The organism is uncultured Clostridium sp., assembly GCF_934754915.1.
In the GTDB taxonomy this organism is placed as follows: Bacteria; Bacillota; Clostridia; order Clostridiales; family Clostridiaceae; genus Clostridium.
On the sequence record NZ_CAKVKB010000027.1, the window covers coordinates 25,504 to 36,206 of the forward strand.

The window sequence follows — 10,703 nt, forward strand, 5'->3', positions numbered from 1 at the left end:
TAGACATGTATTCAGATATAGCGATAATTGGGATGAGTGGTAAATTCCCTAAAGGAGAAACTTTAGAGCAGTTTCATAAAAATTTATTAAATAAGACAGACTGTATTTCAAAAATATCAGATACAAGAAGAGAATTATGTGGTCTTGATAAAGAAAAGGAATATCAACAGTTAGGATATATTGAAAATATTGAATATTTTGATAATGAATTTTTCAATATTGCTAAAAAGGAAGCAGAAAATATGAGTCCTGAACAGAGATTATGTCTTGAACTTGCAGCACAGACAATTTTAGATGCAGGGTATTCATTAAAAAGTTTCAGAGGAACAAATTGTGCAGTAATTGCTTCATGTACGGATAATGAATATGAACAGATAACTGGACAAGCAACAGGACTATCTTTTATAGGAAGCCTTAAATCAATGCTTTCTGGAAAGATTGCATATTACCTTGATCTTCATGGACCTAATATAATAATTGATACAGGATGTTCATCTACACTGGTAGGAATTCATGAAGCATGTATGAAACTAATAACAGGTGAATGCGATTATTCACTTGTTGGAGGAATGGCCATTAATTTAATAATTCCTGAGTCAGAGGATAAGAGCAATGATGCATTAGGAATAGGATCAAAAAACAGCAGATGTAAATCTTTTGATGATGATGCAGATGGTACAGCTGTAGGTGAAGGAGGAGGCTTTGTCCTTTTAAAAAGACTTGAAGATGCAAAACGAGATAATGATAATATATATGCAGTTATAAAAGGAAGTGCCATAAATGGAGATGGAGTACGCTGCAGCAGTGCAACAACTCCAAGCGTAGAAGGGCAGAAAGAAGCTATGATCAAGGCTTGGAAAGCAGGAAATGTAAAACCTGAAGAATTTACTGGAATTGAAGCTCATGGTACAGGAACAAAAATTGGTGATCCAATTGAAGTGGAAAGTATTACTGAAAGTATACGAGAGTACACAGATAAAAAATCATATGTCACTTTAGGATCTGTAAAATCTAATATAGGCCATCTTGGATTTACAGCAGGGATTGCCAGTGTAATAAAGGTTTTATTAGAATTTAATCACAATGTATCTTATCCAATATGTAATTTTAATACTCCAAATAGGCTTATAAAATTTGAAGAAACTCCTCTTGTTCCAGTAAAGGAAACAGTATGCTGGAAAGATGATGACAAAAGGCTTGTAGGGATAAATTCTTTTGGACTCAGTGGAACAAATGCTCATATTGTCTTGGAAAAATACAATCAAAAACTTTCATCTGGTAATCTTGATGAAACTAATAGAATTGTAAAAATAAGTGCAAGAAGTTCAGAAGCTTTTGAAAAGTATGCTTTACAGTTAAGAAAGTATATAAAAGGCAGAGATGACATAAATGATATTGTATATACAATGAACATAGGCAGAGATGACTATAAATACAGAAGAATTTTAAGAATAAAGGACTTGGAAGATTTATATGATAAACTTGAAATAGTATCATATGCAAGAGAAAATGAAAAATCAAAAATAATTTTCCTAATATCAAATGAAATGGAATGTGAAAGTATAAATGTAACAAGTCTTAAAAACAAATATGATATATTTAAAAGAAATTATGAATGCTATGAAACAGTCAGCAAGGAAAATAGTGCTATAGATTACAAAGCTGCATTATATATGCTGCTGAATAATTTGGGAATAGAAGCAGATTATATATTTGCTGATGATTTCGGAAAAGCAATGATAAACATGGTTAAGGAAAAAATCAGCTATGAAGAAGTTGCAGATATAGCATGTAAAGAAAAGGTAAATTCAATAAATAAAGAAAAATGTATTGAACAGCTTGAAAAATTAAGCAGAGATAATAAAATTTTAGTAATAAACTTTGGAAGCAGTTCATTAGATATTGAAGATTCAGATAGAATAAGAGAATTTGTAATAAGAGATTGTAAATCAATGGATGATTTGATCATATCATTGTATAATCAAGGTTTTAATATAGAATGGAATAAATACTATGAAAAAAGTAATTACAAAAGGATTTCTATTCCAACATATTGTTTTGATAAAGTAAAGCACTGGCTTAAAGTAGAGAAAGTTCATAGTGTTAAGGAAGTTGTTAAGGATATATCAAAAAATGAAGAAGCAGAGTTTAATAAAGTTTATGATGAAAAAGAGAACTTGGATGAAAAAAATGTAAAAGAGGAACTTGTTTCAATATGGCAGGATGTACTAGGATATGATGATGAAATAGATTATGATGAAAGCTTTTTTGATCTTGGAGGAAATTCACTTCTTATAACAATGCTTACAGATGATATTGAAGAAAAATTTAATGTATCTATAGATGTAGCAATGATATATGATTACAGCACAATAAATGAAATATCAAAACTTATTATTGAAAAAGGTAATAATGGACAAACAAAACATGAAGAAAAAACTGATATTAAAGAAGTAAAAGAAGAATTATTTGACTTGACACAGATGCAGAAAACATTGTTTTATACACAATTAAAAGAACCAGAGTCAGGGTCAAAATGGAATCTATGTCTTGGACTTATGATAGATGGAAATTTATGTATTGAAAGAGTACATGAAGCCTTATCTAAAGTAACCGAACGTCATGAACAGTTAAGAACTGTAATTGTAGAAGATAATAACGAATTTAAACAAAAGATATTAAAAAACTATAAGTTCAAATTAAATATAATAGATACTGAAGGTAATACAGAAGAAGAAAGGACACAAGATGCCATAAATAAAGCAAAAATTCAAAATTCAGAACCAATGAAACTTCTTAACAATGTATTTATGGGTGTATATATTTATAAAATTTCTGATTGTAAAAATCTTATGCTTATAAACATACATCACATCATTTCAGATGGATGGAGTCTTGGAATACTTCTTGATGAGTTTTCCGAATTCTACTTGTCACCTGAAAAAAATAAGGAAAGTGTAAAATGTCAATTCAAAGAATTTGTATTTGAAGAAAATAGATTTCTTAGCAGTGAAGATGGAAGGACATCAATGAAATACTGGAAAGATAGATTAAAAGGTGCAAATTTAATGATAGACTTACCAGTAAATGATAAATATGATGGACAAGATAAAATTGATATAATTCCATTTAATTTTGATTTTGAGCTTACAGAAAACTTAAAACAAATGGCTAAGAATGAAAAAACTACAATATTTAATATAGTTCTTATGGCATATCACATATATATATCAAAAAGATATGATGAAGATGATACAGTTATAGCAGTTGCATCAGCAAACAGGGTTTCAAAGCAATTTTACAATACAATAGGATTTTTAGTGAATCTAGTTGCCAATAGGTTAAATATAAATAAAGATGAAACAATAAGTCAGCTGTTAAAAAGGGCTAAGGAAGATACAACTGAAGATATGAAGAATCAGCAGTGCCCTCTTTTAAGTCAAGTAGCAGGTATAGTAGATGATGAAACTACACCATTAAATTCAATAGTGCAGTTTATAATTGCATATCAAAATTTTAAACAAAGTGATATAGAATTAGATGGTATGAAAATAACTCCATGGGTATCAGAAAATAAAAATGCTATGGGAAATATGGTGTTTACAGTATATGAGAATGAAGATGGAATTTCAGGAGTAGTAGAATATAATCCTAAACTATTTAAGAATGAGGATATGGTTTGTTTTCCAGAGAAGTATATCAATATTCTAAAACAAGTAATAGCTAATCCTCAAGAAAAAATTGGAGATATAAGGATAGATAAGTAATTTATGAGTTACGGAAATGTATTTATATTTGATATATCAGATGTGAAACAAAATGATTACGAATATATTAAAAGCTTTTTAGATTATAGAACAATAGAAAGATTGAGAAGATATAAAAGATTCAAAGATAAGGTAAAAAGTTCTGTTGGAGAATATATTGCACGAAAAGCATGTGCGAAATATGTCTGTAAAGATATAAAAGAATTACAGATATCATTCAACGAATATGGGAAACCTTATTTTAGAAATGCTGATAACTTTAAATTTAATATTTCTCATTCTGGAAGATATGTAGTATGTGCAGTTTCTGAAAAGGAAATAGGCATAGATATACAAAAACATATTGATTTAGATGAAGGATGCAGCAGATTGTTTTTGTCTAAATCTGAAGTTGAAGAAAGAAATCATCTCGATGCAGATAGCAAAAAAGATTATGAAATAACTGCATGGGTGTATAAAGAAAGCTATTCAAAATTTAAAGGAAAGGGATTATATATACCATATACTGAAATCACATTGGTAAAAGACAATGGAGTAATTATAGATGATAGAGGACTAGACAGATGTGTATTTTATGAAAAAAGATTTAAGCAGGGATATACTATGGTAGTAACTTGTCATGAAAATATAGAATTAAATTATGTACGATTAAATAAGGATTTTATAATAAAGGAAATATAAGATTGGAGATAAAAAAATGGAAATTACAATATTAAAATCAAAAATACATAGAGCAACAGTAACACAGGCAGAACTAGATTATGTAGGAAGTATAACTATAGATCAAAATTTATTAGATGCAGCAGGAATAGCTGAATATGAAAAAGTGCAGATAGTGGATGTTGAAAATGGAAATAGATTTGAAACTTATGCTATTTCAGGAGAAGCAGGGTCAGGAATAATATGTCTTAATGGGGCAGCAGCAAGATGTGTTCAAGTTAATGATAAAGTTATAATTATGACATATTGCAATATGACTGAAGAAGAATATAAAAAACATAAACCTAGGGTAATTTTAGTTGATGAAAAAAATAATATAATAAAACGTGCCAATTATGAAAGACATGGAAGGCTGGCATAAATAACATATTTAAATATGCTATTTATGGAAGAAGTTAAGGAAAATTAGTGATATAAAATCCCAATTGTTTTTATGTGTAGACAATTGGGATTTTTGTGTATGTAAATTTCAAATATAATAATATGCGAAAATATTTATTGAAATACAACAATAAAATCCTAAAGTTTGATTAATTACAAATTAATGTTAATATTAAAATAAATATAAAAATACAGGTAAGGAATTGATGTTATGAATAATGATGAAAACAATAAAAGAAATAAATGCTGGTGTGGAAGCGGGCTAAGCTATGAAGAATGTCATAAGGAATTTGACAGCCGGTTAAGAAAACTTAGGTCTCAAGGCAAGATAACACCACTAAGAAGAATGATAAAAAATAAAGAGCAGATTGAAGGAATAAAAAAAGCATCTGTAATAAACAGCGGGCTTCTTGATTTTGTCGAGAATAATATAAAAGAAGGAATGTCTACAGAAGATATAAATATTATGGTTCATAAATATACAGTAGATCATGGTGCAATTCCAGCAGATTTGAATTATGAAGGATATCCTAAAAGTGTATGTGTATCAGTAAATGATGAAGTATGTCATGGAATTCCTTCAAAGGATAGAATTTTAAAAGACGGAGATATTGTAAATGTTGATGCAACTACAAAGCTCAATGGATATTTTGCTGATGCATCCAGAATGTTTATGATTGGAAATGTGAAGGAAAAAGATAGAAAACTGGTACAGGTTACTAAGGAATGTCTTGAGAAAGCTGTATCAATAATAAAACCTTTTGAAACAACTCTTGGAGATATTGGTGCAGTAATAGAAGAGCATGCTAAAGAAAATAAATATACTGTAGTACGCGAATTTTGTGGACATGGTGTTGGTTTAGCTATTCATGAAGATCCAGTGGTGCTTCATTATGGGAAAAAGGGATGTGGCATGGTTCTTGTACCAGGCATGGTATTTACTATTGAACCTATGATAAATGCTGGAAAAAGAAATATTGTTATAGATAAAAGAAATGGATGGGTAGTAAGAACGAAAGATAAGTCATTTTCAGCTCAGTGGGAGCATACTCTGCTTGTCACTGATACTGGAGTTGAAATATTATCAAAGTAAGTAAAATAGATGCAAGATGGCTTTCCCCACTTGTGGGGAAAAGTTAAATAAAAGATATAAATAATAGCAAAGGGTTAATAATTTTAAATATGTATTGACAAATTAATACAGCTGTACTAAAATTATTCTTAATAAAACACAGTAAACATATAGGGATAATTGAAATTATGGCTGACTAGAAAACTAGAGGCTTTGGAATAGAATTAAATTCTGTCCAAGGTCTCTTTTTGTTCTTTTAATATGAAATTATTCTGTTAAAAATAGCATAGTCTGCTGATAAGTTTTTTATGTATGGAAAATCATTTTGAATCAGCTGTCCATTAACTAAAAAAAATAGCAGAAATGACAACAGCTGATGGATTTTTTAAAAGCATAAGATTTTCCCCACAAGTGGGGAAAAATTAAATCAAGCAATATGAGTGGATTAAGAAGCTTGAAAAGATTAAAGTATTATCCACACGAAGTGGGTATTGCAAAGCTGCTTTGTTATTTTATATGGAAGAAAGTTTTATAAAAAAATGAGCAGGAAAATATATATTCCAATTAACAACTGACAATGAAGAATGAAATATTAGCAGAGATTTCTTTAATATCTATGTAGTTTTATTATTAGAATACATAATCAAAACAAAAAGGAGGGGTAGGATGAAAATATCAGCAAGAGGAGAATATGGGTTGAGAGCAATACTTGATTTAGCTGAAATGGCAGACAATGAACCTTTATCTATAAATTTTATAGCAAGTAAAGAAAATATATCACCATATTATCTTGAGCATATATTAGGTGATTTGAAAAATGGAAGTCTTATAAAAAGTGTACGTGGATCAAAAGGTGGATATATACTTACAAGACCGCCTGATAAAATAAGCATTGGGGAGGTATTAAGATGTGTTGAAGGTCCTATAGAAATTGCAGATTGTACTGATGGAATAAGGTGCAGCAGGGAAAAAACATGTCCACTACGATTGATTTGGAAGAAACTGAAATCTGAGATAGAGGATATATTATATTCAACAACATTACTTGACATATTAGATAAAAAAGAAAAGGAAGCAATATAAAAAATTATAGAATGTGAGGGATTAAATATGAAAATAGAATCATTATTAGTACATGGAGCAGTTGATGGAGATGAATTTACAGGGTCTGTAAATATACCTATATATCAGACATCAACTTATAAACAGCAGGCACTTGGAGAATTTAAATATGAATATTCAAGGACACAAAACCCAACAAGAGAAGCATTAGAAAAAACAATTGCTGTTCTTGAAAATGGAATAGGAGGACTTGCATTTGGAAGTGGTATGGCAGCAATCACAGCAGTTTTTTCATTATTTAAAAGCGGAGATAAAGTTATTATTCCAGATAATCTTTATGGTGGTACATTCAGGGTTATTGATAAAGTATTTAAAAATTTTGATATAAACTATGAAATAACAGATATTTCAGATGTAAATAATATAAAGAAAATTCTTGAAGATGATAAGGAAAATCAAAAAATAAAGGCTGTATTTATAGAAACACCAACAAATCCTTTAATGGATATTACAGATATTCATGAAGTAAGCAGTCTGGCAAAAGAATATAATGTTTTGACTATAGTAGATAATACATTTATGTCACCTTATCTTCAGAAGCCATTGAATTTGGGTGCTGATATCGTAGTCCACAGTGCAACAAAATATCTTGGAGGACACAGCAATGTTGTTGCAGGGCTTGTTGCTGTAAAAGATAATAAAAAAATATTGGAAAGGCTATATTTTATACAAAATTCTACAGGAGGGGTTCTTGGACCTTTTGATTCTTACATGCTTATTCAAGGAATTAAAACTTTGGGTGTACGAATGGACAGACATAATGAAAATGCTGCTAAGATAGCAGAGTATCTTGCAAATAGTGAATTTGTAGAAAAGATATATTATCCTGGATTAAAAAGTTCAAAAGGATATGAAATTCAGAAGAAACAGGCAGATGGATTTGGAGGAATGATTTCATTTGTAACAAAAGATAATATAGATTATAGAAAATTCTTAAAGTCATTGAAACTTATAACTCTTGCAGAAAGTCTTGGAGGCGTTGAATCTCTTATATGCCATCCAGCAACTATGACTCATGCTGCAATACCATATGAAATAAGGCAGAAATCAGGAATTGTGGACAATCTTTTAAGACTGTCTGTTGGAATTGAAAATGTTGATGATCTTATTGAAGATATAAAAAATGCTTTTGAAAAAAGTATAATAGGACAATAATTATAATCATGAAATATCCACAACCAAATAATCAAGATAAATAAAAATGGAGGATTGCTTTATGAAATATGCAGATGATATAAGAGATATTATTGGAAATACACCATTATTAAAATTAAATCATATATCACCAGATAGAGATGTTAATATTTTTGCAAAACTGGAATATTTAAATCCAGGAGGAAGCATAAAAGACAGAATAGGGCTTCAGATAATAGAAAATGCAGAAAGAGATGGATTGATAAAACCTGGCTCAACAATAATTGAAGCTACTGCTGGTAACACTGGAATAGGACTTGCACTTGCTGCATTTGAAAAAGGATATAGACTTATTATAGTTATTCCAGAAAAATTTTCTGTTGAAAAACAGATATTGATGAAAGCTCTTGGGGCTGAACTTATAATAACTCCTTCAGAAGATGGAAATAAGCTTGAAGGCATAGAAGGTGCTAAAAAACTTATAAATGCTCAGCTTAGAGGAATAAAAAAGGTAGCAGACCTTGGCATAATAGTAAAAATAAACAGTGTGCTTATACCAGGGATAAATGATAATCACATCAAAGATATTGCAAGAGTTACAAGTGAACTTGGAGCATCAATTCTAAATATCATTCCTTTAAAATTAAGAAAAATTCTATTAGAAAAAAATAATGAACTTATTGAAATGAACAGTGAACAATGCTAATGTTCATATAGTGAACCTAAAATGCTGTTTATAATATATGAAGATTTCATAATTAATTTTATATAATTTAAATCAATATATAAGTATGCATATTTGTTTATAGCAGACTATATGTTGATTTTCATATTTACATTCATATGAAAAATTCTTGTGTATGTTATAAAATCACATTTTAAATTTATCACGTACATGTAAAATATGAAAAATCTTGTAGGATTTAATTCTTATATTGCAGATTATTAATTGTACATTGTTAATTGCAGTATGTGTAAATGAAAAGTATGGAATATTAGTCTTTGAGGGGAAGAAGCTGTACATGAATAATAAAAATGAATCTTATTTACAAATAGAATTTCAATTTGAGACAAAGAATGATATAAGTGTTAAGAAATTTAATATAGATAAAAATTGCAGATATTTAAATGTAAAACTCAAATCATATGCAAAAAGAAATCCTGTTGTATTTCTAATGCTTATAGATTCAAATAATACTTTAAGACTGCAGTATAGAAGCATTAATTCTAAAAATAATTTAATTATTGGAGAAGATAGCAGTAAATGCAGTATTGGCGCATATCCAGGAGAAATAGTCAAAGGACAATGGAAACTCATAATTATCAGCTTAGAAAAGAAAAAAGAAAATATTAATTACAGTATAATATTAGAAGGCTCAGATAATTTTATAGACGAAAATATAGACAGACTAGGTGATGATGTATGGGTAGATTACAATAAAGAAGAAAATAAAAATCTCTTAAGTTTAAGCAGCTATAATTGGAACAAAAGCTTTAATGAAGAAACTAAGTGGTTTAAAGGAGATTTTCATACTCATACAATACTTTCTGATGGGAAAATGACAAATGAACTTTATATAAAGACAGCTAAAGAAATGAACATGGATTTTGCTGTATCAACGGAGCATAATATAGTACCAACTGGGTGGAAAAAAGATGATGAATTTCTCATAATACCAGGTACTGAAATTACGTTAGAAGATGGTCATTTCAATATTTTAGGGATAAGGCAATTTCCATTGAGTCTTGATTTGAAAAACATTATTCAAGATAGAAGATGTAAAGATTCAAATGAGATTCAGGAAAATATAGTTAAAGAACTTGTAAGTACATATAGAGATGAAAAAGCTGTATATAGTGTAAATCATATGGCCCTTGAATTTTGGAAATGGAAATTTTCAAATATTAGATTAGATGAATTTCAAACTATAGAAATATGTAACGATCCAACATACTATCTTGGAGCAGAAAGCAACGACAAAGTTATAGAAATGATGTATGCATTATGGAATGATGGTTATAGAATATATGGAATAGGAGGAAGTGATGCACATATACTTCCAACTGAAACATATGATAATTCAAATGAAAGATCCATAATTGGAGATCCTGCTACATTTGTCTATTCCAATGGACTAACTGCTGAAAGTATAATTGATTCTGTAAAAAAAGGACATGTATATGTAAGCAGAGGAATTATACTGGATATAAATATAGAAGTTATAAATGGTAATAAGAAAGATTCCTATTTACCTGGTGATGAAATAGAAATAATAAGCAATGCTGAAGTTGATTACTCAGTAAATATACATCTGGAAAATATGGAAAATGAATATGGAAAAATAAATGAAACGGAATTTCCTTTAAAAATTTATTTTATTGAAAATGGAATAAAGAAAGAACAAATAATTAAAGAAGAAGGAGTTGCAGATTTTACTGTAAGATGGAATAAAGGAGAGTATAAATATTTAGGTGTTGAAATAAGAGATATGGATAATAAATTTAAG

The 10,703-nt window shown here is 29.0% G+C and carries 7 protein-coding genes and 1 pseudogene; all 8 read left to right on the forward strand.

Features of this window, described 5'->3' with window-relative positions; translation table 11 throughout:
• Positions 1–5: 5 nt before the first annotated feature.
• A complete protein-coding gene (locus tag Q0F58_RS06555) occupies positions 6–3,767 on the forward strand; it encodes a condensation domain-containing protein (protein WP_294373966.1) in 3,762 nt (1,253 codons plus the stop codon).
• Between the two features lie 3 nt (positions 3,768–3,770).
• Positions 3,771–4,448, forward strand: a complete 678-nt coding sequence (locus Q0F58_RS06560) for a 4'-phosphopantetheinyl transferase superfamily protein (RefSeq protein ID WP_294373968.1) — start codon at positions 3,771–3,773, stop codon at positions 4,446–4,448.
• Positions 4,449–4,464: 16 nt separating this feature from the next.
• Complete coding sequence (panD, locus tag Q0F58_RS06565; RefSeq protein ID WP_294373971.1) at positions 4,465–4,848, forward strand: aspartate 1-decarboxylase; 384 nt, start codon at positions 4,465–4,467, stop codon at positions 4,846–4,848.
• A gap of 231 nt (positions 4,849–5,079) precedes the next feature.
• On the forward strand, positions 5,080–5,961 hold the full coding sequence (map, locus tag Q0F58_RS06570) for a type I methionyl aminopeptidase (protein ID WP_294373974.1): 882 nt from the start codon (positions 5,080–5,082) through the stop codon (positions 5,959–5,961).
• 645 nt (positions 5,962–6,606) lie between these two features.
• Positions 6,607–7,023, forward strand: coding sequence for an Rrf2 family transcriptional regulator (locus Q0F58_RS06575; protein ID WP_294373977.1), 417 nt, complete (start codon positions 6,607–6,609; stop codon positions 7,021–7,023).
• 27 nt (positions 7,024–7,050) lie between these two features.
• Positions 7,051–8,217, forward strand: coding sequence for a PLP-dependent aspartate aminotransferase family protein (locus tag Q0F58_RS06580; protein ID WP_294373980.1), 1,167 nt, complete (start codon positions 7,051–7,053; stop codon positions 8,215–8,217).
• A gap of 61 nt (positions 8,218–8,278) precedes the next feature.
• Positions 8,279–8,692 (forward strand): annotated as a pseudogene (locus Q0F58_RS06585) (PLP-dependent cysteine synthase family protein); the annotation flags it as partial.
• 526 nt (positions 8,693–9,218) lie between these two features.
• Positions 9,219–10,703 (forward strand): CehA/McbA family metallohydrolase (locus Q0F58_RS06590; RefSeq protein ID WP_294373982.1); only part of this gene is annotated, 1,485 nt, incomplete at its 3' end.

What these genes read in the sequence shown, in the direction of transcription:
- Q0F58_RS06555 (WP_294373966.1), top strand. Translation starts at nt 6, where the DNA reads ATGTATTCAGATATAGCGATAATTGGGATGAGTGGTAAATTCCCTAAA.
- Q0F58_RS06560 (WP_294373968.1), top strand. Translation starts at nt 3,771, where the DNA reads ATGAGTTACGGAAATGTATTTATATTTGATATATCAGATGTGAAACAA.
- panD (WP_294373971.1), top strand. Translation starts at nt 4,465, where the DNA reads ATGGAAATTACAATATTAAAATCAAAAATACATAGAGCAACAGTAACA.
- map (WP_294373974.1), top strand. Translation starts at nt 5,080, where the DNA reads ATGAATAATGATGAAAACAATAAAAGAAATAAATGCTGGTGTGGAAGC.
- Q0F58_RS06575 (WP_294373977.1), top strand. Translation starts at nt 6,607, where the DNA reads ATGAAAATATCAGCAAGAGGAGAATATGGGTTGAGAGCAATACTTGAT.
- Q0F58_RS06580 (WP_294373980.1), top strand. Translation starts at nt 7,051, where the DNA reads ATGAAAATAGAATCATTATTAGTACATGGAGCAGTTGATGGAGATGAA.